The organism is Nocardia sp. NPDC060249, from assembly GCF_042728755.1.
In the GTDB taxonomy this organism is placed as follows: Bacteria; Actinomycetota; Actinomycetes; order Mycobacteriales; family Mycobacteriaceae; genus Nocardia.
This window is the reverse complement of sequence record NZ_JBHXAQ010000001.1, coordinates 1,350,894-1,372,901: the sequence shown is the minus strand read 5'-3', so window position 1 is coordinate 1,372,901 and position 22,008 is coordinate 1,350,894. Positions and strand designations below refer to the sequence as shown.

Annotated in this window: 22 protein-coding genes; 8 read left to right on the top strand and 14 right to left on the bottom strand. The window is 68.8% G+C overall.

Going from position 1 to position 22,008, the window contains the following annotated elements:
* Position 1 precedes the first annotated feature (1 nt).
* The 3 genes from ACFWFP_RS06175 to ACFWFP_RS06165 all read right to left on the bottom strand — a co-directional run bounded on the left by ACFWFP_RS06175 (position 2) and on the right by ACFWFP_RS06165 (position 3,726).
* Positions 2-511 carry a M15 family metallopeptidase gene (locus ACFWFP_RS06175; protein ID WP_379293435.1) on the bottom strand — a complete coding sequence of 170 codons (510 nt, stop codon included), beginning with the start codon at positions 509-511 and terminating at the stop codon, positions 2-4.
* A gap of 9 nt (positions 512-520) precedes the next feature.
* On the bottom strand, positions 521-1,912 hold the full coding sequence (locus ACFWFP_RS06170; protein WP_379293434.1) for an ABC1 kinase family protein: 1,392 nt from the start codon (positions 1,910-1,912) through the stop codon (positions 521-523).
* Positions 1,913-2,049: 137 nt separating this feature from the next.
* Positions 2,050-3,726, bottom strand: a complete 1,677-nt coding sequence (locus tag ACFWFP_RS06165; protein ID WP_379293433.1) for a fumarate hydratase — start codon at positions 3,724-3,726, stop codon at positions 2,050-2,052.
* Between the two features lie 256 nt (positions 3,727-3,982).
* Between ACFWFP_RS06165 and ACFWFP_RS06160 the strand changes: the two genes are divergently transcribed.
* Positions 3,983-4,492 (top strand): MarR family winged helix-turn-helix transcriptional regulator, encoded by a 510-nt coding sequence (locus tag ACFWFP_RS06160; protein WP_379293432.1) that lies wholly within the window; start codon positions 3,983-3,985, stop codon positions 4,490-4,492.
* On the opposite strand, the gene ACFWFP_RS06155 is transcribed toward ACFWFP_RS06160, so the two are convergent.
* Entirely contained in the window at positions 4,489-4,764 is a 276-nt protein-coding gene (locus ACFWFP_RS06155; protein WP_379293431.1) for a hypothetical protein, read from the bottom strand. The genes ACFWFP_RS06160 and ACFWFP_RS06155 overlap by 4 nt on opposite strands.
* Here ACFWFP_RS06155 and ACFWFP_RS06150 point away from each other — a divergent pair.
* Positions 4,757-4,948 carry a hypothetical protein gene (locus ACFWFP_RS06150; protein ID WP_379293430.1) on the top strand — a complete coding sequence of 64 codons (192 nt, stop codon included), beginning with the start codon at positions 4,757-4,759 and terminating at the stop codon, positions 4,946-4,948. The two genes, ACFWFP_RS06155 and ACFWFP_RS06150, sit on opposite strands and share 8 nt — an antisense overlap.
* 99 nt (positions 4,949-5,047) lie before the next feature.
* Here ACFWFP_RS06150 and mftD read toward each other — a convergent pair whose 3' ends face one another.
* Positions 5,048-6,292, bottom strand: a complete 1,245-nt coding sequence (gene mftD / locus ACFWFP_RS06145) for a pre-mycofactocin synthase MftD (protein WP_379293429.1) — start codon at positions 6,290-6,292, stop codon at positions 5,048-5,050.
* Positions 6,289-6,990, bottom strand: coding sequence for a mycofactocin biosynthesis peptidyl-dipeptidase MftE (gene mftE, locus ACFWFP_RS06140; RefSeq protein ID WP_379293428.1), 702 nt, complete (start codon positions 6,988-6,990; stop codon positions 6,289-6,291). The genes mftD and mftE overlap by 4 nt, the downstream gene beginning before the upstream one ends.
* Positions 6,991-7,065: 75 nt before the next feature.
* On the opposite strand from mftE, the gene mftR reads away from it, so the two are divergent.
* The 6 genes from mftR to ACFWFP_RS06110 all read left to right on the top strand — a co-directional run bounded on the left by mftR (position 7,066) and on the right by ACFWFP_RS06110 (position 12,525).
* Positions 7,066-7,692, top strand: a complete 627-nt coding sequence (mftR, locus tag ACFWFP_RS06135; protein ID WP_379293427.1) for a mycofactocin system transcriptional regulator — start codon at positions 7,066-7,068, stop codon at positions 7,690-7,692.
* Positions 7,693-7,802: 110 nt separating this feature from the next.
* Positions 7,803-8,708 carry an STAS domain-containing protein gene (locus ACFWFP_RS06130; protein WP_056809988.1) on the top strand — a complete coding sequence of 302 codons (906 nt, stop codon included), beginning with the start codon at positions 7,803-7,805 and terminating at the stop codon, positions 8,706-8,708.
* Positions 8,709-8,718: 10 nt separating this feature from the next.
* On the top strand, positions 8,719-9,099 hold the full coding sequence (locus ACFWFP_RS06125) for an STAS domain-containing protein (RefSeq protein ID WP_056809990.1): 381 nt from the start codon (positions 8,719-8,721) through the stop codon (positions 9,097-9,099).
* Positions 9,089-9,502: an ATP-binding protein gene (locus ACFWFP_RS06120; RefSeq protein ID WP_056809992.1), complete on the top strand. Its 414-nt coding sequence runs from the start codon at positions 9,089-9,091 to the stop codon at positions 9,500-9,502. The genes ACFWFP_RS06125 and ACFWFP_RS06120 overlap by 11 nt, the downstream gene beginning before the upstream one ends.
* A gap of 19 nt (positions 9,503-9,521) precedes the next feature.
* Positions 9,522-10,115 carry a SpoIIE family protein phosphatase gene (locus ACFWFP_RS06115; protein WP_170112222.1) on the top strand — a complete coding sequence of 198 codons (594 nt, stop codon included), beginning with the start codon at positions 9,522-9,524 and terminating at the stop codon, positions 10,113-10,115.
* A gap of 52 nt (positions 10,116-10,167) precedes the next feature.
* Entirely contained in the window at positions 10,168-12,525 is a 2,358-nt protein-coding gene (locus ACFWFP_RS06110; RefSeq protein ID WP_379293426.1) for a SpoIIE family protein phosphatase, read from the top strand.
* On the opposite strand, the gene ACFWFP_RS06105 is transcribed toward ACFWFP_RS06110, so the two are convergent.
* The 8 genes from ACFWFP_RS06105 to mvk are packed head-to-tail and all read right to left on the bottom strand — an operon-like array spanning position 12,517 to position 21,980.
* Entirely contained in the window at positions 12,517-13,995 is a 1,479-nt protein-coding gene (locus ACFWFP_RS06105; RefSeq protein ID WP_379293425.1) for a flavin-containing monooxygenase, read from the bottom strand. The genes ACFWFP_RS06110 and ACFWFP_RS06105 overlap by 9 nt on opposite strands.
* Entirely contained in the window at positions 13,992-15,473 is a 1,482-nt protein-coding gene (locus ACFWFP_RS06100; protein ID WP_379293424.1) for a flavin-containing monooxygenase, read from the bottom strand. The genes ACFWFP_RS06105 and ACFWFP_RS06100 overlap by 4 nt, the downstream gene beginning before the upstream one ends.
* Positions 15,474-15,482: 9 nt before the next feature.
* Positions 15,483-16,655, bottom strand: coding sequence for a hydroxymethylglutaryl-CoA synthase (locus ACFWFP_RS06095; RefSeq protein ID WP_379293423.1), 1,173 nt, complete (start codon positions 16,653-16,655; stop codon positions 15,483-15,485).
* On the bottom strand, positions 16,652-17,710 hold the full coding sequence (locus tag ACFWFP_RS06090; protein WP_379293422.1) for a hydroxymethylglutaryl-CoA reductase: 1,059 nt from the start codon (positions 17,708-17,710) through the stop codon (positions 16,652-16,654). Before ACFWFP_RS06090 ends, ACFWFP_RS06095 begins: the two co-directional genes overlap by 4 nt.
* The gene (gene fni, locus ACFWFP_RS06085; RefSeq protein ID WP_379293421.1) at positions 17,703-18,800 is read right to left on the bottom strand and encodes a type 2 isopentenyl-diphosphate Delta-isomerase; all 1,098 of its coding nucleotides are present in this window, start codon (positions 18,798-18,800) and stop codon (positions 17,703-17,705) included. The genes ACFWFP_RS06090 and fni overlap by 8 nt, the downstream gene beginning before the upstream one ends.
* A complete protein-coding gene (locus ACFWFP_RS06080) occupies positions 18,797-19,879 on the bottom strand; it encodes a phosphomevalonate kinase (protein ID WP_379293420.1) in 1,083 nt (360 codons plus the stop codon). The genes fni and ACFWFP_RS06080 overlap by 4 nt, the downstream gene beginning before the upstream one ends.
* A complete protein-coding gene (mvaD, locus tag ACFWFP_RS06075) occupies positions 19,876-20,937 on the bottom strand; it encodes a diphosphomevalonate decarboxylase (RefSeq protein ID WP_379293419.1) in 1,062 nt (353 codons plus the stop codon). The genes ACFWFP_RS06080 and mvaD overlap by 4 nt, the downstream gene beginning before the upstream one ends.
* On the bottom strand, positions 20,934-21,980 hold the full coding sequence (mvk, locus tag ACFWFP_RS06070) for a mevalonate kinase (RefSeq protein ID WP_379293417.1): 1,047 nt from the start codon (positions 21,978-21,980) through the stop codon (positions 20,934-20,936). Before mvk ends, mvaD begins: the two co-directional genes overlap by 4 nt.
* Positions 21,981-22,008: the final 28 nt, after the last annotated feature.

The window sequence follows — 22,008 nt, the reverse complement described above, 5'->3', positions numbered from 1 at the left end:
GCTAGCGTTGACTCGCGTCCGGCACCCGCGGCGGACACGGCGCACCGGGCGCGGTCACCAGCTCGAAATGCCACCACTCGTTGTCGAAGGTCCGGCACAGTCCCCACCGGTTGCCGTTGTCCTCGAGCCACTGCGCCCCCACCTGCGGGCCCACATCGACGGCACGGCCCGAGACATGGGTGGATTCCTCCGGCGGCAGCACCCAGCGTCGCGCCTCCTCGGGGCTGCCGTAGGTGGCCACACCGTCCTGCCAGAGCCACAGCTGCTGCTCGTAGGTGCGATGGCCGGAGGTGATCGACAGCGGCACGTTCTCGGCGTGTGCCTGCTGTTCGGCCAGGGTGTAGGCGGCGGCGAGCGACGGGTCGAGGCCCTCGGTGCCCGCGGCCGATTGGAACTGTTCGCGCGGCTCGGGTCGGGCGTCGGCGGTACCGATGCCGAGGGCGGTCACCGCAGCGGCGGCCGTCATGGTCACCAGGAGGCGGTCGGCCACGCGGCCGAGCACAGGGTTCATAGGCGGATTCTATCGACCGGGCCGGTCGTCGAGACCACGGCGCCACTGCTCGATCGCCCGGCCGATCTCGGTCTGCGGGGGTTCGTCGTAGAGCCATTCGCGGGCGAGCTGGTGCCAGTTGGCGGTGACGCGCAGCTGTCCGAGGGTGGCGAAGGTGAACAGGTCGGCGCGGCGGGAGAACACGTGCTCGGGCGGCAGCAGCTGTTTGTGCATGCCCTGGAAGTCCGACGCGCGCGGGTCGACGGCGAGAAGTAGTGCACCGGTGGCCAGTTCCGGGGTGATCGTGACTTCCTCGTCGAGCAGGTGCCAGCCGGTGGCGGCCCAGACATAGGCCAGACTCTCCTCCACGGTGACCTCGGAATCGGGGTCGATGATCCCCCGGCCCAGCCAGGCGGCGAACAGATCCTCGCCCCGGCCCTCCGCGGCGGCCCGCAGCACCGAGCGCTCGAACTCGACGTGTGCCGGGTCCATCTCCTTGTAGAGGCCGAAGTCGACGAAGGCCAGTTTGCCGTCGTCGGCCAGGAGCACATTGCCCGGATGCGGGTCGCCACAGAACTCGTTGTCGGCGAACAACCCGGCGATGTAGAAGCGGTAGATCAGCTCGCCGAGCCGGTCGCGTTCGGCGGCAGGCAGCGTCTGGATATGCGAAAACGGGTGCCCTTCGACGAATTCGGTAACCAGCACATTGTGCGTGCAGAATTCCTCGATGCTGTCGGGCACGGTGATGAAGGGATGGCCACGATAGCGCTGCGCGACCCGATGCTGGGTCCGGGCCTCGCGCTCGTAGTCGAGTTCGCTGCGCAGATTGCTGGCGACCTCCTCCAGCACACCGGTATCGGCCATGCTCGGCAGCACCGTGCGGGCCATCTTGCCGAGGAACTCGAGATTGCTGATGTCGGCGTGGACGGCACGCTCCACCCCGGGGTACTTCACCTTGACCGCGACGACGCGTCCGTCGTGCAGTCGCGCGCGGTGCACCTGCCCGATCGACGCCGCCGCGATCGATGTCTCACCGAACTCGGCGAAGGTCCGCGCCAGTGGACCGAGATCGTCCTCGATCACCTCCCGCATCGTCGCGAACGGCATCGCGGGCGCCCGGTCCTGCAGGGCCGCGAGCTGGGCGCGGAACTGCTCGCGATGCGCCTCGGGAACGAAGTCGAGATCGAGCACCGAGCCCATCTGCCCGAGCTTCATCGCCGAGCCCTTCATACTCCCCAGCACCGCGACGATCTGCTGCGCCTTCATCATCGCCGACCGCTCGGCCAGCACCTCCCGCGCCTCGTCGGTGCGCCCGATCATCGACAGCCGGCGCCCGACCTCACGCACCGCCTGCCCGGCGGCGAACTGCCCCAGCTTCGCACTCCGCGTCGCCCGCCCCCGGGGAACTCCACCGCTCGCCAATCCGCACCCCTGTCAAGCCAGTCCATCGTATGCCGTGCGTCACACTACACCGGGGTGTCGGTCGTCGCCGGGCCCACGGAACAGACGAAAACCCCGGCGCCCGCCGCAGCGGACACCGGGGTATCGAGGCCGGATGCCTACACGCGTTCCTTGGAACGGGTGCGCACGCGCAGGGCGATCGGCTTGGCGGTCTCGGCGAAGAAGTCGTTGCCCTTGTCGTCGACGACGATGAACGCGGGGAAGTCCTCGACGTCGATCTTCCAGACCGCTTCCATGCCGAGTTCGGCGTATTCCAGGACTTCGACGTTCTTGATGCAGTCCAGGGCGAGGCGGGCGGCGGGCCCACCGATGGAGCCGAGGTAGAAGCCGCCGTGTTCGTCGCAGGCCTTGGTGACCTGGGCCGAGCGGTTGCCCTTGGCGAGCATCACCATGGAGCCGCCCGCGGCCTGGAACTGGTCGACGTAGGAGTCCATGCGACCCGCGGTGGTGGGACCGAACGAGCCCGACGCGTACCCCTCGGGCGTCTTGGCCGGACCGGCGTAGTAGACGGCCATGTCGCGCAGGTACTGCGGCATGGGTTCGCCCGCGTCGAGCCGTTCCTTGATCTTGGCGTGCGCGATGTCACGGGCCACGACCAGCGGGCCGGTCAGCGAAAGGCGGGTCTTCACCGGGTATTTCGACAACTCGGCGCGGATCTCGTCCATCGGGCGGTTCAGGTCGATCTGCACCACATCGCCGCCGAGGATGTCGGCGGTCTGCTCCGGAAGGTACTGGGCCGGTTCGGTTTCCAGCTGCTCCAGGAAGATGCCGTCCTTGGTGATCTTGGCCAGGGCCTGGCGGTCGGCCGAGCAGGAGACCGCGATGGCGACGGGGCAGGAGGCGCCGTGGCGGGGCAGGCGGACCACGCGGACGTCGTGGCAGAAGTACTTGCCGCCGAACTGCGCGCCGATGCCGAACTCACGGGTGAGCTGGAAGACCTCTTCCTCGAGCTCGACGTCGCGGAACGCGTGACCGGTGATCGAGCCCTCGGTGGGCAGGTTGTCGAGGTAGTGCGCGGAGGCGTATTTCGCTGTCTTCAAGGCGAATTCGGCGCTGGTGCCGCCGATGACCACCGCGAGGTGGTACGGCGGGCAGGCCGCGGTGCCGAGCGAGCGGATCTTCTCGTCGAGGAACTCGAGCATGCGCTCGGGGTTCAGGACGGCCTTGGTCTCCTGGTACAGGAACGACTTGTTGGCCGAACCGCCACCCTTGGCCATGAACAGGAACTTGTACACCGGGTTGTCGGCGTCGCCCTCGGTCGAGTACAGCTCGATCTGAGCGGGCAGGTTGGTACCGGTGTTCTTCTCGTCCCACATGGTGATCGGGGCGAGCTGGGAGTAGCGCAGGTTCAGCTTGGTGTAGGCGTCGAAGATGCCGCGGCTGAGCCATTCGGCGTCGTCGGCACCGGTGAGCACGCCCTCGCTCTTCTTGCCCATCACGATCGCGGTGCCGGTGTCCTGACACATCGGCAGCACGCCACCGGCGGAGATGTTGAGGTTCTTGAGCAGGTCGAGCGCGACGAAGCGGTCGTTGCCCGAGGACTCGGGGTCGTCGATGATCTTGCGCAGCTGCCGCAGGTGCGCGGGGCGCAGGTAGTGGCTGATGTCGTGAATCGCCGTCTCGGTCAGCAGCCGCAGCGCCTCGGGCTCCACCTGCAAGAAGGTGCGCCCGTTGTGCTCGAAGGTGCTGACCCCCTCGCTGGTGAGCAGGCGGTAGGGCGTCTCGTCGGCGCCGATGGGCAGCAGATCGGAATAGCGGAACTCCGGCGCGGTCACGGATCGCACTCCTTCGGGCAGGGCGGGCACCGCAACACTGCGGAGCACCAGGCAGGGCTGGTCACAAAGCAATCCGCAGCCTATCGACCACCCACACCCGCACGACGGTTAGGCAACCCTATGTGAGGTTGCCAGCCGACCCTAACTAACATCGAGGTTGCACGTTCAACCCAAACGGTGCTACCCATTCTCCGGGCGGTGGCGGGAGTGCACCGTTCAATCCGAAGCCTGCACCTTCAGAATCTGGAGCTCGATCGTGACCGATCCACAGTGGCTCGATGATGTCGAAATGCGTGCCTGGCTGGGCTATGTCCGAACCCGCGACCTGATCGCCGCGGCGATCGGGCGCGACGCCGGCCGGGCAGCCAACCTGAGCTATGTCGAATATTCCGTGCTGGTCTACCTGGCCGACGCGCCGGGTCAGCGGCTCACGTTCGCCGACCTGGCCTGCGCGCTCGAATGGTCGCAGAGCCGGCTCTCGCATCAGATCACCCGCATGCAGAAGCGCGGCCTGGTCTCGCGCGAGACGATGCCGCACGACCAGCGCCGGACCGTGGCCAAGCTCACCCCGACCGGCGGGCAACTGCTCACCACGGCCGCGCCCGCCCATGTGCGCAGCGTACGCAAGCACATGATCGATGTGCTCGATCGCGACCAGCTCGCGACCCTCGCCGAGATCTACGACGTGCTCGTCGATCATCACCGCGGCGCGAAGCCGGCCGAACCGGTCGGCCGGCTACAGACCGCCGCGCCCGGCGAGGACTAGGACCCGCCGCTGCCGCTGCCGCCCCCGCCGGAGGAGTCGGGCCGGGCCTTGCCCAACCCACCGCGCGCGACGGTGCCGCCCTTGGCCGGCGCGCCGCGATCGAAGACGTCGCCGCTGCTCGGACGCAGGAAACTGCCCGCCGCCAGGGCGACAGCGACGCCGATCGCCGGGTACACGAAGGTGTCGGTGTGCTGATACCAGAAGCGCGAGTACTTGGTGTCGCTGGTGTCGCACTGGTCGTCGGCCACGCGGACGTTGGTCGTCTTGTCCACGCAGACGCCGACCGACGCCGTGGTGGCGGCGGTCGAGGTCGTCGTGGTCGCCCGCGAGGTCGTCGTCGGGGGCTTCGAGGTGGTCGTGAGCGTGGTCGACGCCGCGCGCGGTGCCGGTTTCGGCGTGGCGGTGCTACATCCGGCCGAGACCAGCGCCACCGCCACCACAGCGGGCAGCGTGTAGGACACGCTGCGCGACATCATGATTCGCCGGCGCGAACCCTCGATTTCCGAAACCACACTCACGAAATTCCCCCTCGGCGGTGATGAACAACCGCCGATACTATCCAGAAGTGGCGCCGCTCACGACTGTTCCGTTGGTGGCGAAATCCCCGTTGCCGGAATTCTTTTGACCCGAAACGACGCCCAGCGCGCGTTCGAAGCCGGCGGGCACGATGATGTCGTCGCGGGTCAGGTCGGTGATCGAGGTCTTGCGCAGACCCAGCAACGCCGAATCGATTCCGCCACGCAGGATGTCGAGAACATTCTCGACGCCGGCCTGGCCGTTGGCCGCCAGACCCCACAGGGAGGCGCGCCCGATCAGCACCGCGCGCGCACCGAGCGCCACCGCCTTCACCACATCGCTGCCGCGCCGGATACCGCCGTCGAGGAGGACCTCGATCTGGTCGCCGACCGCGTCGGCGAGCACCGGCAGGGCGCGGATGGCGGCCGGGGTGCCGTCGAGGTTGTTGCCGCCGTGGTTGGACACCGAGATGCCCGCGACGCCCGCGTCGACGGCGCGCAGGGCGTCGTCGACCCGCATCACGCCCTTGAGCAGCACCGGGCCGTCCCACTGCGCGCAGATCCAGGCGACATCGTCCCAATCAGGTGCCGGTGTCTGCATCCATTCGCCGTAGGCGCCGAAGAATCCGGGGGCCGCGCCGCCGCCGATCGCCATATTGGGCGCGGTCAGGTCGGGGATGCTGCCCGAGCGCAGGTAGGTCGCGAGCCAGCGCGGGCGCGCGAGGGTCTGCGGTGCGAATTTCATCATCGCGCGCAGGTTCAGCGATTCGGGGATCACCGGGCTGCCCCAGTCACGACCGTGCGAGAACGACCAGTCCAGGGTGAGGATCAGGCCCACCGCACCGGCCTTCTTCGCCCTGGCCATCCGCTCGAGGATCTGATCCTTGTTGCCACACCAGTACAGCTGGAACAGGGTCGCCGGGTTGGCCGCGACCACGTCCTCGACGGGCTTGCTCGCGAAAGAGCTGAGTCCCATGGCGATTCCGCGGGCCGCGGCGGCGCGGGCGACGGCGACCTCACCGTCGGGGTGCACCGCCTGCACGCCGGTCGGCGAGATCAGCACCGGCATCGACACCTGCTGACCGAGCACCGTGGTCGATTGGTCACGCTCGCCGATCGGACCGGCGCAGTGCGGGGCGAAACCGAGTTCGGTGAACGCGGTCTGGTTGTCTTCGATGGTCTGTCCGCGTTCCGATCCGGCGATCAGCGCGCCGTACACCGACTTCGGCAGGCGCTTGCGGGCGCGTCGCTGCGCCTCGGCCACGGTCTCGAACCAGGGATTCATCGGGGTCCTTCCTCATGATCCTGCGGCCACCATCGGCGCAGGTCTTCCAGCAATGCGGTAGTGGCGATCGTCAGCAGGCTCGCGCCTTCTTCGGCGCTCGATCCGGTGGGGTCGCCGAGGATTCCGTTGGGGCTGGCTGCCCGCACGCCGCCCGCGCGCAGCAGCGGCAGCAGTTCGGCCAGCGGGCGGCTGTCGCCCGGTTCGGCCAGTTCGGTGCGCACCCGGTCGGGGCGCAGCGCGAGCTGGATCGAGGTCTCGGTGCGCCCGGCGTGGGGGTCGCCGCCGTAGCCGGGCGAGAACAGACGCACGTCGCGCGATTCCGACCGCAGCAGGGCGACGGCTCGGCGCAGCGCTTCCACGTTGCCGCCGTGCCCGTTGACCAGCACGATCCGCGAGAAGGTGTCCGTGGCGGAGCGGCACAGTTCGACGACGAGCAGTTCCAGCGCCGCCTGTCCGATCGACAAGGTGCCCGCGAACCCCGCGTGCTCGCCGCTGGCCCCGTAGGCCACGGCAGGCGCGATGAGCAGATCGGTTCGCCCGGCCGCGGCCCGCCGGGCCACCGCTGAGGCGATATCGCTGTCGGTCGACAGCGGCAGATGCGGGCCGTGCTGCTCGGTCGCGCCGAGCGGAATGACCAGGATCACTCCCTCGGCGGCGCGCACACCGGCCTCGGACGATGTGAGGTGCGCCACGAACATGGCGCCAACATTAACGTCAGTCACTGACATAATCAAGAGCACGTGCAGGTCGAGAGCTCTCCCTATCCTGTATCCATGTCCGCCCCGCCGCCGCGCGCACCGATGTCGATTCCGAAGCAGTCGGGGCATCGCGGGCGTCCGCCCCGCACCACCCGCCGCGAACTCGAGGTGATCGCGATGAAGCTGTTCGCCGAACACGGGTTCGACGACGTCACCGTCGAACGCATCGCCGCCGAGGCCGGGGTGAGCGAACGCACGTTCTTCCGCTACTTCCCCTCCAAGGCCGAGGTGCTGTGGCACCAGTTCGACAACGAGGTCGACGACCTGCGCGCCGCGTTCGCCGCCGTCCCCGGCGACGAGCCGATGATGGCGGCGGTGCGCCGCATCGTGGTGGCGGCCAACAGATATCGCCCCGAGGACATCCCCGAACTGCGCACCAGAATGCGGCTCGTCTCCGGCGTCCCCGCCCTCTCGGCGGGTGCGGGGGCGCACTACGACGCGTGGGAACACGCCGTCGGCGAGTTCGCCGCGAGCCGCCTCGGCACGGGCGCAGGCGAGCTGATCCCACTCGCCATCGGGCGTACCACCCTCGCCGCCGCGCGAGCCGCCTTCGATGCCTGGCTCGAGCGCGGCGACACCGACCTCACCGTCTATCTGGACCGGGCACTGCGCGCGCTGGAACGCGGGTTCGCCCCGGAATAGCCGGGCGCGCCACGTTTGGGCAGCACCACAGAGGGGGTATGAGTAGGCTCAGGCTCAACGCGCACTGTGCGCACCGAAAACGTCCGTCGTCGAAAGGGGCAGGGGTTTCCATGTCCGAGGTGTCCACGAGTCTTTCGGCGGATTCGCTGCCGGCGCAACCGCTCGACAATCTGCTGCCGCAGCTGGTCGAGCACCTGCGGCAGAACCGCACCGGGCTGCGGGAAGAGTGGGCACGGCGCATCACCGAAGCCGAACTGCTGACCGCGATGACCCCGGAGGAGATCTTCTCCGAGGCGACGTCGATGTACGACAACTACGTCGAGGTGCTCGTCACCGGTAGTGTCGAGGCACTGCAGGCCTACGCCCGCGACCTGTCCGAGCGCATCATTCCGCGAGGCGTCGAGACCGACGAGGTCATCGGCATCGTGCTGCTGCTGCGCGACGTGCTGGCCCGCAGCCTCTTCGAGAAGTACCAATCCAACTTCGAGCTGCTCAACCGCGTGCTCGACGCCTACGAACCGGCCGCCAACCGCATCGCCAACACCGTGGCCGTGTCGTTCGTGCAGGAGCGCGAGCGCGTCATCAGCCGCCAGCAAGAGGCCATCCGCGAGCTGTCCACCCCGGTGCTGCAGGTCCGCGAGCAGTTGCTCATCCTGCCGATCATCGGTGTGCTCGACTCCCAGCGCGCCCGCCAGCTCACCGAGCAGCTGCTGCGCGCCATCCGCGCCAATCGCGCCAAGGTGGTCGTCATCGACATCACCGGTGTGCCCGCGATCGACTCCGTGGTGGCCAACCACCTCGTGCAGACCGTCGACGCGTCCGGTCTGATGGGCGCGAGCGTGATCATCACCGGCCTGTCCTCGGAGATCGCGCTGACCCTGGTGACCATCGGCCTCGACCTGTCCAAGATGAACGCCGTCGGCGACCTGCAGGGCGGTATCGAAGAGGCCGAACGTCTCCTCGGCTACGAGGTCTCCCGGGTGACCGAGCGCTTGAGCGAGCGGGACGGGCGCTGACCAAGCCACCATGCCGGTACCTATTCTCAAGCAGGGCACGTACCTGATCGCCTCGGTACAGTCGGCCCTGACCGACGCTGACACCGAGCGGTTGCAGGACGACCTGATGAAGCAGGTCAGTCGCTATCGCGCGACCGGCATCATCGTCGACGTCACCGCCATCGACGTGATGGACTCCTTCGCCGCGCGCTCGTTGCGCACGATCGCGCACATGACCCAGTTGCGCGGCGCGGAAACCGTCATCGTCGGGCTGCAACCCGAAGTGGCCTTCGCCATGGTGCAACTGGGCCTTACCTTCGAAGACATGCACACCGCGCTGGATCTCGAGGAAGGCCTCTCCTGGCTGAATCGGCACCCGCGGCGACGAGACGGTCGCGACAGTGGCCGCTGAGCAAGTGGCGATCGCGGTCAAGGTGTCCGAGGATATCGTCACCGCCCGGCAGGCCGGGAGCGAGTTGGCCGGTGACCTCGGTTTCACCCTCACCGACCGCACCATGATCTCCACCGCCATCTCCGAAATCGCCCGCAACATCACCAGTTACGCGGGGAGCGGCGAGATCAGGCTGCTCATCGACTTGCGCGAGGGTCGCCGCGCGCTCGTCATCCAAGCCGAGGACCAGGGTCCCGGTATCCGCGACATTCCCCGCGCGCTGGAGGACGGCTATTCCACCGGCCGCGGACTCGGACTCGGACTGCCCGGCGCGCGCAGGCTGATGGACCGCCTCACCATCGATTCCGCCCCGGGCCGCGGGACGTTGATCGAGATGTGGAAGTGGGTACCCGACGTTGCATGAGGACGGGATCATCGGGCGCATGGAGTGGTCGACGGCCGGTCGGGCGCTGCCCGGCCAGGACGTCTCCGGTGACCGCGCGCTCGTGCTCGACACCGGCGCCGGTGTGCTGTTCGCGGTGCTCGACGGGCTCGGGCACGGCGCGCCCGCGGCCGAGGCGGCCGATCGCGCGACGGTCATCCTCACCGAGAACTGTGGCGAACCGCTGGATGTGCTGATGGTGCTCTGTCATCGCGCGATGGTCGAAACTCGCGGCGCGGCGGTGTCCTTGGCGCTGATCGAGCCGGGCGAGACGCTGCAATGGCTCGGCGTGGGCAACGTCGATTCGCGACTGCTCACCCTCGGCCCGGCCGGTCCGGAACTGCGGGCCACGATGCTGCTCACCGGCGGCATCGTCGGATACCGGCTGCCCTCGCACCTACAGCCGCAGACGCTGCCGATCCGCCCCGGCGATCTGCTGCTGATGGCGACCGACGGGATCGTCGCGGTCGGCCCGGAATCGCTGGACCTGGCCAAACCGGCCACTGCCATCGCGGGCGATCTGCTCGCCCGCGACGCGAAGGACACCGACGACGCGCTGGTGCTGGCGGCGCGTTTCCGTGGGCCGTGCCCGTGAGGCCCCGACGCCGCGGTCTGTTCGCACCGACCCGGCCGATGAGAGGTTGCCGATGAGCGCTGTCCTGGTCGCATTTCTCGACGACTATTCGGCGGCTATGCGCCGCCACGTCGCCGCACCAGGCCAGGCCGGCCTCTCGGAGGGTTACGACCTCGGCAGGCGGGCCCTTGTGGAGGGCATCAGCCTGCTCGATCTCACCGAGCATCACTTCCGCGCCGTCGCCGAGGACGCCGGCACGCAGGCCGATCCGCGCCGCGCCGAAGTGGCACTGGAATTCCTGTTGCAGACGATGGCGGCCCTCGACATCGCCACCCGCGGTTATCTCGACGGCACCCGCCGCTACGAGCAGCAGCGTTCCCGCGCGGAGGATCTCGCGGGCCGCGACGCGTTTCGCACCGCGCTCGTGGAATCGTTGCAGGACGGGTTCTTCGTCGCCGACGACCACGGCACCATCGTCGAGGTGAACTCGGCGTTCGGGGTGCTCACCGGCTACGGCGCCAACGAGGTACCGTTCCAGCTCCCGCATCCCTGGGCGCTGAGCGATCGCACCGGCTACCCCCAGATCGGCACGGAGGCAGCGCGATTCGTGATGCCGGTGCGGCATCGCGACGGCCGGGAACGCTGGCTGGCGGTGAGCGCGAGCTCGCTGGTGAAGCAGGAGAACGACGAGCGGATCTTCGTCGGCACCGTGCGCGATGTGACCGCCGAACACGACGCACAGGCGCGCGACCAGGCCGCCTCGCGCCTGGCCACCGCCGTCGGCGCGGCGACGAGCATGGTGGAGGTCCTCACGGTCGGACTCGACGAGCTGCGCCGGACCATGGGCGCCGAGACCGCGCTGGTCGCGATCTGGCCGAGCCGGACCGGACGCCCCGATGTCTACTCCTGCGGCGTGACGCCGTCGAGCCCGGACGCGGAGCCTGCACCCGAAACCTACGGCACCGCATCACAATTCACCGCGACGCCGATGCGGCAGAGCGGCCCGCGCGCGGACGGCCCGGTCGTGCTCGACGACGACACCCAGGCCCTGCTCGATCGCTCGCGCAGGCAATCCGCCCGTGGTCTCGCGGCCATCACCGGCGACGAGGGCGGGGTCGACGCGGTCGTCGCACCGCTCGGCGAGACCGGCGACGCGGCGCTGTGGGTGCGCTTCGGCGCGCCGCGCGCGGTGAGCGCCGCCGACTGGGCCCTGTACTCACTGCTCGTCGGTCATCTCAGCGTGGCACTGCAGCGCGCCCGCAACTTCGATCAGGCGCGCGCCACCTCGCTCACCCTGCAGCGGGCGATGCTCGGACCGATCGAACTGCCGCCGCGGTTCTCGGTGCACTACGAACCCGCCCTGCCACCACTGGAGATCGGCGGCGACTGGTACGACGTGGTGCCGTTGCGCGACGGCACCATCGGCGTCGTCGTCGGCGACTGCGTCGGCCGTGGCCTGTCGGCCGCCGTGGTGATGGGCCAATTGCGTACCGCGGCAAGGGCTCTGCTGCTGCGCGGCGCCGGACCGGCACAGCTGCTCGCCGAACTCGACGCCGTGGCCTCCCGGATCCCCGGCGCCATGTGTACGACGGTGTGCGCGGCGGTGCTCGACCCGGAGCGCGGGATGGTGCGGTACTCGAACGCGGGCCACATGCCGCCCGTCCTCGCACCTCCCGGCGGGCCGGGCCGGATCCTGGAAGGTGGGCGCGCGGTCCCTCTGGCCACTTTCGACACCCCGCGCAGGCCGGAGGCCACCACGGCGCTCCCGCCCGGTGCCACCCTGGTGCTGTTCACCGACGGCCTGGTCGAACAGCGCGGGTACGACATCGCCGAGGGCTTCGTCAAGATCGCCGACGTGCTCAGCGAAACCGGTGCCGCACTCCCCCGCGACGTGGCCGACGCCGTGCTGTCGCGGCTGTGCCCGCCCGCGGGCTACGACGACGACGTCGCCATGGTCGTCTACCGCCAGCCCCCGCAGCCGCTGAGTCTCGACTTCCCCGCTGCCGCGACCGAATTGGCCGGGGTGCGCCGCGGCCTCTACCGCTGGTTCGCCACCGCCGCGGTTCCGCACGACCTGGCCGCCGACCTCGTCGCGGCCGCCAACGAGGCCTGCAGCAACAGCGTCGAACACGCCTACCGCGACACCGAACCGGGTCGGGTGAGCCTGACGGCCCGCTGCGACGGTGACCGGGTGGTCCTGGAGATCACCGACAACGGCGCCTGGATTCCCACGCCCACCGATCCCGGCTATCGCGGTCGCGGCGTGGAGATGATGCGGGTGCTCACCGAGGATCTCACCTTCGACCACGACGAGAACGGCACCCGGGTTCGCATGTGGGTGACTCTGCCCTCGATCACCTTCCCCACCGCGAACCCGCTGCGGGCCTCGTCGCGACCGCCGGCCGTCAGCTCCCGGCAGAACTCATTCTGACCGGGTCGTCCGGTAAGCCTCGACGTCGAAGGTCTTCAGCATCCGATGGAATCGGAAGCTGAAATCCGGCCAGAGCGTGGCGTTGTGGCCGTTCTCGTCGACGAACCAGCTGGTGCATTCGCCCGTGTTCCAGACGGTGCCGTCGAACTTCTGCTGCAGCTCCCGGTTGTACGAGGTCTGCGCGTCCTCGCGAACCTCGACGGTGCGCAGGCCACCGGCAGCCATCGTCCGCACGGCATCGATGACGTAGTTGATCTGGGATTCGATCGTGAACACCGCCGAGGTGTAGCTCAACGCGGAGTTCGGGCCGATCATCAAGAACAGATTCGGGAAGTTCGCGACGGTCGTGCCCTTGTACCCGCTCATGCCCTCGGCACCGAACACCTCGGACAGGGTGCGCCCGTCGCGCCCGCTGATCAGGTCGTAGGTCGGCGAGTCGGTGATCCGGAATCCCGTGGCCAGCACGACGGCGTCCACTTCGCGTTCGGTACCGTCGTCGGCCACGATGGATTGTTCGCGGATCTCGGCGATGCCGTCGACGACTACCTCGACATTGTCGCGGGCCAGCGCGGGGTAGTACACGTTCGAGATCAGCATGCGCTTGCACCCGAGACGGTAGCCGGGGGTGACTTTGCGGCGCAGCTCCCGATCCCGGATCACCCACCACATCTTCATTCGCGCACCGAACGAGAAGAAGTCGGCAAGCGGTGGGTACTTGGACTGCCAGAGCACGAAAGACTCACGCACCCAGTACACCCCGATCCGGGCCAGCCGCTGCGCACCCGGAACTCGCCGGTAGTACAGGCGCTCCAGCCAGGTGTATCTGCGGCCCATCCGCGGCAGCACCCACGGCGCGCTGCGCTGATAGAGGTCGAGCCGGGCGACCTCGCCCGCGATGGAGGGCACGATCTGGATCGCGGACGCGCCGGTACCGACGACCGCGACGCGCTTGCCCGCGAGCTCGAACTCGTGATCCCAGCGCGCGGAGTGGAAGATCGGGCCACGAAACGTGCCGATGCCCTTGATATCGGGCAGTTTCGGGGCGCTCAGCGGGCCGGCCGCCGACACCATGATGTCGGCGGTGTAGGCGCCGTCGCTGGTCTGGATCTCCCAGCGCGCGGTGTCGTCGTTCCACCGCGCGCCGGTGACCTCGCACTCGAGGACGACCGAATCGCGTACCCCGTGCCGGTCGACGACGTCGTGGACGTACCGCTGAATCTGCGGCTGCGTCGAGAACGAGTGCGTCCAGTGCGGATTGCGGGCGAACGAATACGAATACAGCTGCGACGGGACATCGCACCCGGCGCCGGGATAGGTGTTGTCACGCCACGTACCGCCGATATCACTCGCGCGTTCGAAGACGACGAAGTCGGTGATACCCCACTGGCGCAGCCGAATAGCCACCCCCAACCCGGCGAACCCGGCTCCGATGATCGCGACGCGCGAGTGGCGTCCCTGCGGTGCGGTCACCGGGTCTTCGTGGTGGTGTCGTAGGCGTCGATGTCGAACGTGCGCACCGCGCGCCGATATTTGAAGCTGAAGTCCGGCCACAGCGCCGAGTTGTTGCCGTGCTTGTCGAGGAACCAGCTGGTGCAGCCGCCGTTGACCCACACGGTGCGGGCCATCTTCGGCTGGAGCTGCCTGTTGTATTCGAGCTGGGCGTCCAGTCGGACCTCGAACGATTGCAGGTTGCGCTGCTCCATCGTGGTGATCGCGTCGACGATGTAGTTGATCTGGGATTCGATGATGTAGATCAGCGAGGTGTAGTTCAACCCGGAGTTGGCGCCGAGCATGAAGAAGATGTTGGGGAAATTGGATACCGTGGTGCCCTTGTACATCTGGTAGCCCTCGGCATCGGCTGCCTCGGACACGGTCCGGCCGTCGCGGCCGGTGTACAGGTTGAAGGTCGGCGAATCGGCGACGTGGAAGCCGGTGGCCAGCACGATGGCGTCCACCTCCCGCTCCGTGCCGTCCTCGGACACGATCGATCCGCTGCGGACCTCGGCGATGCCGTCGGTGACGACGTCGACGTTGTCACGGTCGAGCGCGCCGTAGAACTTGTTCGACACGAGCATGCGTTTGCAGCCGATCCGGTGCTGGGGCAGCACTTTTCGGCGCAGCTCCGGGTCGCGGATCTCGAAGCGCATCTTGAATCGCCCGACGGTCTCGAGCACGATGCCGGTCCACGGATACTTCACCTGCGTGATCACGAACAGCTCGCGCGTGATGTAGATCAGCGCGCGGATCAACCGTTGCAGGCCCGGAACGCGCTTGAAGGCGAAGCGTTCCAGCCCGAGGTAGGGCCGCGAGATCTGCGGCATCACCCAGGTGGCGGTGCGCTGGTACACGTCGAGGTGCTCCACCTCGGGCGCGATCGACGGAACGATCTGCACCGCCGAGGAACCGGTGCCGATCACGGCGACCTTCTTGCCGGCCAGAGTGGCGTCGTGGTTCCACCGCGCGGAGTGGAAGATCTCGCCCTCGAAGCTCGAGATGCCCTTGATATCGGGCAGATTCGGCTCGGCGAGCACACCCGCCGCCGAAACGATGAAGTCGGCGGTGAAGGTGCCCTTGCTGGTCTCGATGTCCCAGCGGCCGTCGGCGTCGTTCCAGCGGGCCGCGGTCAGCGCGCAGTCGAAGAGGTGCTTGTCGCGAACGCCGTAGCGTTCGGACACGGTGCGCAGGTACTGCTCGATCTCGGGCTGCGGTGAGAACGACCGGGACCAGTCGGGATTGAGCGCGAACGAATACGAGTACAGGTGTGAGGGCACATCGCAGCCCGCACCGGGATAGGTGTTGTCGCGCCAGGTTCCGCCGACATCGGGGCCGCGTTCGATGACCACGAAGTCGGACAGGCCACGCTGGCTGAGCCGGATGGCGGTGCCGAGGCCGGAGAGCCCGCTGCCCACGATCATGACCTGGACGTGGCGGGTGTCGTTACTGCTCATGGGGCGACCTCAGCGTGATTCGTAGATGCGTTTGTGACCGGAGACCGCGGCCAGCCGGAACGGGCGCCGCGTTTCCTCGGCCATGGCGTGGTACGCGCCGTCACTGGGCGAGGCGGCCTCGTGCAGCGCCCGGTAGCGCTCGTAGCCGAGCAGCTCACGGGAGCTGATCGCGGCCAGGTTCGCCTCGGTCCGCAGGTGCGCGCGGTAACCGGGCTGCACGGTGCCGCTGAAGAATTCGGCGACACTGCCCGACCCGTAGCTGATCATCGCCAGCGCCTTACCGGTGAGGTCGTCCGCGTGATCGAGCAGCGAGGCCAAGCCGAGGTACAGCGAGGCGGTGTAGCTGTTGCCGACCGTGCGGTTGTAGGTCGTGGTCGTGCCGATGGCGGCCTCGATCGCGTCGGCGTCGGCGGTGTGGCCCTGACTTTCGAGCAGGTGGCGGTGCGCTTTGTAGGCCATTTTGGTGAAGGGCTGGTGATAGCAGAACGCGGCGAACTCGCCGAGTTCGCGCCCACCCTGCCGGCGGTAGTCCGACCAGGCCTCCTGGGCGGCCTTCTGGTAGGCGTTGACCGAGGTCTTGCCGTCCACGATGGCCTCGGTCCGGTAGTTCGGACGCCAGAAGTCCATGATGTCGGCGCTGTAGAGGCCCGAAATCGGGTCCAATGCCAGGATCGCCGGGTCCGCGGTGACGAGCATCGCGACAGCGGCGGCGCCCTGGGTCGGCTCACCCGGGGTGTCGAGCTCGTACTTCGCGATGTCGGCGGCGATGACCAGCACCCGCTGCGACGGGTCGCGGGCGATCAGACCCGCCGCGAACTGCAGCCCGGCGGTACCGCCGTAGCACGCCTGCTTGAGCTCGACGACCCGGGCGGCATTGGGCAGCCCGATCAGCGAATGCAGGTACAGCGCAGCGGCTTTGGACTGGTCGACACCGGTCTCGGTGGCCAGCAGCACGGTGCGGATGTTGTCGGTGCCGTGCCGTTCCAGGATCGGCTTGGCGGCGGCCGCGGCGATGGTGACGATGTCCTCGTCGGCGGCGGCGACGCTCATCTTCTCCTGGCCGATGCCGAGGTAGAACTTGTCGCGATCCACGCCGAGTCGCTCGGCGAGAATGGCGTGATCGAGTGCGTAGTGGGTGGTGGCGAACGAGAGGTCGTGGATACCGACCGGTGTAGTTGTCATCGTGGGCTTCCGTTGCTCGTGGTGGACCGCTCGAATTGGGTATGGGCACGCATCAATTCACCGCGATTGGTCTGTGCCGCCATCAACGACAGCTCCCCACACAACACGGTGGCCGCCCCGATCACCGCGAGGCGCCGGGCGTTCTCGCCGGGCTGCCGGTCTTCGCGGCAGCCGAGGCGTTCCAGGTTCTCGTCGACGAAACTCGCGTGCTTGCCGTTGCCGACCGTGCCCACGATCAGATTGGGCAGGGTGCACGAGAAGTAGAGGTCGCCGTCACGATCCTCGGCATGGGTGATGCCCTGGGATCCTTCGACGATATTGGCGGCGTCCTGACCGGTGGCGAGATAGTACGCGAGCAGCATGTTGGCGTAATGCGCGTTGGCGGAACGGATTCCGCCCGCCAGCAGGGTGCCGATCAGGTTCTTGCGGATGTTGAGCTGCACGACCTGCGCGGCGGTGGTGTGCAGCCGCTGCTCGACGACCTCGCGGGGGACGAGCAGTTCGGTGATCACGTTCTTGCCCCGGCCCAGAATGCCGTTGACCGCGGTGGCCTTCTTGTCGGTGCAGTAGTTACCCGAGATCGAGCCGTAGCGCACCCCCGGCACGGTCGAGAGGATGTGGTCCATCAGGTGGTCGCTGGCCAGGGTCGCCATGTTGTGGCCCGAGGCGTCACCGGTGGTGAACTCGAAGCGCAGGAACAGCAGGTTGCCGGTGATCTGGTGGTGCAGATCGATGAGCCGGGCGAACCGGCTGCTGCCGGCGACCACTTCCTGGAGCTCGGCCATGCGGCCTTCCAGCTGCTGGACCGTGGTGTAGGCGGTGTAGGCGTCGTCGGCTTCCAGCAGGATCGAGCGCGTCATCCGCTCATCGATCAGCGTCGCGACGATGCCCTTCTCGGCCAGGGTGCTGATGCGCGCACCGCGCCCGACCGAGGGCCACAGCGGGGTTTCGTAGGTGGCGAGGGGAACGTCGACGGCGTCGTCGACGACATTTCCGGTAATGCGCACAGGCCCCACCCACTGCAGCGGCACCGCCGCGTACGACATGTCATTCATGGGTGACTCCTTCTCGATTTTCGGATTCACGCCACCAGGGGCTCCGGTGGGCAAGTGCTGCGGCGTCGATACCGCGAAGCAGGCAGAAGCTCGCGACATCGCCGGTGACGAGCAGGTCGGCGCCGACCAGATCCGCTGGAGTGCGGGCGCCGAGGACGGTGAGGATGGTGCGCAGCTGGTCGAGCCAGGTCCCGATCTGGTCGACCAGGGCGGCGGTGTCGTGGCTCACCAGAGTTTCCAGGAACGCGCCCGCGACCCCGGTCGCGTCGGCGCCCAGCGCGAGCGCGCGCGCGATGTCCAGTGGCGAGCGGATGCCACCGGTGGCGGCGATGTCGATGCCGGGGATATCAGCGCAGTCGAGCAGGCAGTTCGGGGTGGACTGGCCCCAGCTCTCGATGAATCCGAAGTCGCCGCCGACGCGCCGATCGTTCTCGATGCGAGCGAAATTGGTGCCGCCGCGCCCGCCCACGTCGGCCACGGACACACCCGCGTCGCGCAACCAGGTGACGGTCTGCCTGCTCAGGCCGAACCCGACTTCCTTGACGAAGACCGGCACCGCGGTGTCGGCGACGATGCGTTCGATCTGGCGCGGCCAGGCGCCGAAGGAGCGGTCGCCCTCGGGCATGACCACTTCCTGCACGGCGTTGAGATGGATCTGCAACGCGTCGGCTTCGAGCAGGTCGATGGCGCTGCGCACCTGGTCGACGGTCGCGTTCGCGTTGACGTTGGCCATCACGAATCCGTGCGGATTCTCTTGGCGCAGCACGCGATAGGTGCCGGCCACCGACGGATCACGGAAGTAGGCGCTCATCGAGCCCGACGCGATGGGGATGCCGGTCTCGCGGGCGGCGATGGCGAGCTGGCGGTTGATCTCGCCGGTCTTGGTGCTGCCGCCGGTCATCGCGTTCACGAACAGCGGCGTGTTCCACTGCTTCCCGGCGACGTCGACAGCCAGGGAAACATCCTCGGCGTCGATGCCGGCGAGGGCGTGGTGGACAAAGGTGACCGAATCGAAGTCGCTGACTCCGGTGGCCTGACGTTGGTGGTTCACCGCGTGGCGAACGTGGTCGTCCTTGCGATCGGCGATCATCGTGGGTCCCCTTCGGCACGGTGGGTTCGCAGGGGCAGCGGGCGGATTCCGGCGGTGAGCCAGCGCCCGGTGAGCTCGGCGATCGCGGCGGGGCGAGTGCGTTCGACGAGGGCGATACCGCAGTCACCGCCACCGGCGCCCGAGGGCTTGGCCGCCGCGCCCACCGCGGCGCCCGCAGCGCACAGTGCGCGCAGCCGCGGCGTCATGATGCCGAGGCCCGACATCGCGTCGAGGTCGACGAGCAGTGCTCGCGCGCTGTCGATTTCGACTCGCACGGCGCGGGAGTCGTCGGCCTCGATCGCGGCGACGAGCCGTTCCACACACTCGTTGCTGTGCGCCCGGAAGGTGGTGCGGTCGCCGTCGAGGCCGGCGACCAGCGCCGGGGTGGAGGCAGGGTTCCCGGTCCAGCCGACCTGCAGAGTGAGTTCGGTCGGGGTGGGCAGCGGGCGCACCGACAGGCCCGGCCACGGTGCACGCAGAGTCGCGTCGACGCCGTCGCGGGTGAGCGCGGCCGCCACCTGGGCGCGATCCGGGGATCGGTAGGCGAGCCAGCCGCCCCAGGTGCTCACGGCGACATCGCCGCCCGAAGCGCGGGGATTGACGGCGATCGTGGCGAGCATGGCCAGCCGGTAGCGATCCATGAGATCGAGCCCGAGGGCGAAGTGCTGCCCGAGGGCGGCGACGGTGGCCACCGTGACGGCCGCGCTGGATCCCAGACCGAACTTGCGACCGTCGGCGTCGCCGAGGTCGGCCGTGACGCTCAGCCGGAACGCGGAGACGGGCACGGCCCGTTCCAGCAGCAGCCGGTGAACTACCGAAACGGCCGCGAAGACGTACGAAAATGCCGCTGGCACAACAGCATCGGAGGTGGGCACCAATTCATCACCGTGACGACCACACGACAGCGTGATGCCACCGTCCAGATCCGAGTGCAAGGTGATGCCGTCGCCGGGATCCGCCGCTGTGACCGTGGCGGTCGCGTAGCGGTCGACCGCCGTGAGCACCGCGAGGTGTCCCGGCTCGACCACGGCGTATTCCCCGGCGATGAAGAGCTTTCCCGGTGCGCGACAACTGGTCATCGATCGCCACCCGCCGGCGCGCCGGCCGTCGTCAGCGACGCGCTGGGACCGATGTGCGCGGTCCGGGTGGTGACGAAATCGCCGAGACCGTCCAGGGTGGCGGCGACCAGTGGCGCGTCCGCACGCGAGCACAGCACTTTGACGTTCGGACCCGCGTCGATCGTGGCGTAGGCCATGATCCCGTCGGCCCGCAGCGCGAGCACCGCGTCGAGGACGGCGATCGAATGCGGTGACAGGTACCGGATTCCGGGGCGAGCGGTGAGCATGGTGGCGTGCATGCCGAGGGCGTTGCGCTCGGCGATCTCCCCGATCGCGGGGAGGTCCTGGCGCGCGATGGCGGTGCGCATCTCGGCCAGATCGAGCACCGACGATTCGGCCCACGGGCGATAGAACGGCGAGGTGGCGGTGGTCTCGCGCATGGCGACACGGCTCGAGACAGCCTTCGCGCCCTGGTTCACCACGGCGACCACCAGGGCCGGGTCCAGCCCGTCGCCGCCGATCGGCTCCGCGTACGAACTCAGGTCCCCCGCTTCGCCTTCCCCTTCCCCGGCATGCCAGACGACGAATCCACCGAAGATGGAGCGCGAGGCGGAGCCGGAGCCGCGCCGGGCCAGTCGCGACAGGGCGCGACCGTCGAGGTCGAGCTCATAGGCGGCCGCGGCGGCGGTGGCCAGGGCCGCGAAGCCGCTGGCCGAGGAGGCCAGACCGGCACCGGTGGGCCCGGCGTTGGACGTCACCACCAGCGCGCGCTCGGCCCGACCGGCCTTGGCGCGCACCAGATCCAGGAACGTCTCGATACGGGTCCGCGCGGCACCGGTGGCCGCGACGCCGTTGAACTCGATCACATCGGCCGGTCCGTCGATCACCCGCACCGACGTGGTGGTCGGAAAGATGTCGAGGGTCATCGACAGGCTGCCCGTGACGGGCAGGAACAGGTCCTCGTCCCGCTTGCCCCAGTACTTCACCAGGGCGATGTTCGGGTACGCGACCGACTCGGCGGACGGCCCGGTCACGGCGCCGCGCTCGGCGACCGCGGGTGATGCGGGAGTGAAAGTCATGGATTGACACCGTGTTCCGAGCTAGAGACGGATAGGGACTCCGCGCCGGAACGCAGGCTGCGGGTGGGGACCGTCCAGGTCTGTACCGCGCCGGCGCGGCGCAATGCGGCGCTGACCGTGCGCGCGTCACCGGTCTCAGTGAGCGCGAGGACGCAGCCGCCGAGACCGGCGCCGGTGAGCTTGGCGCCGTACGCGCCCGCCTCGAGCGCCGCGGCGACCAGGGTGTCGATGTGCGGGGTGCTGACGCCCAGTTCGGCGAGCAGGTCCTGGAAGTCGAGCATCGCCCGGCCCAGCGAGGCGGCGTCGCCGGCCGAGAGGTCCGCCGCGGCGCCGCCGATCAGCTCGCTCGCCCTGGTCAGCACCCGGCGCGCGGACCGCGGATCGCGATCGAGGGTGCGGCGCACCCCGGCGACCGCGTGCTGGGTGGATCCGGGCACGCCGGTATCGGCGATCACCAGCGCGGCGTCGAGACCGATCTCGAGTGCGGTGGCGGTGCCCTCGTGGAACAGGATCGGGCCGTCGGCCAGCACCGCGCTCGCATCGATGCCGCTGGCTCTGCCGTGCGCGACCTGTTCCCCGCACTGCACGAGTTCGTAGAGCGTGGCGGCATCGACGGTCCGGCCGTGCAGGTCGGCGACCGCACGCACCGCCGCGCCGGCGCAGGCCGCGCTCGATCCGAGCCCACGAGCGAGCGGAATGTCGCACTCCATCACCACATCGGCGATATGCCCGGTCAGGCCCCAGCGCCGCAACGCCTCCTCGACCGCGACGCGCGGTCCGGACAACGAGTTCGCCACGGCGTTCGGGTTGCCCGCGACGAATCCGAAGTGTCCGGCGGGAACCTCGATGACGCCGCCGGGGGTGCCGGGACGCGCGATCGCCCGCACCGACAGGGTCGGCAGCGGAAACGCGATGGCGGGCGTGCCGTGCACCACGGTGTGCTCACCCAGCAGGATCGCCTTGGCGTGGGCTCGGCCCACGCCACGGACCGGGCCGGTCGCTGTGGAGCTGTGTTCAGTACGTTCTCGAACGGGACTGTTCACGACGATTCCTCTCCAGACTCGGCCCGGC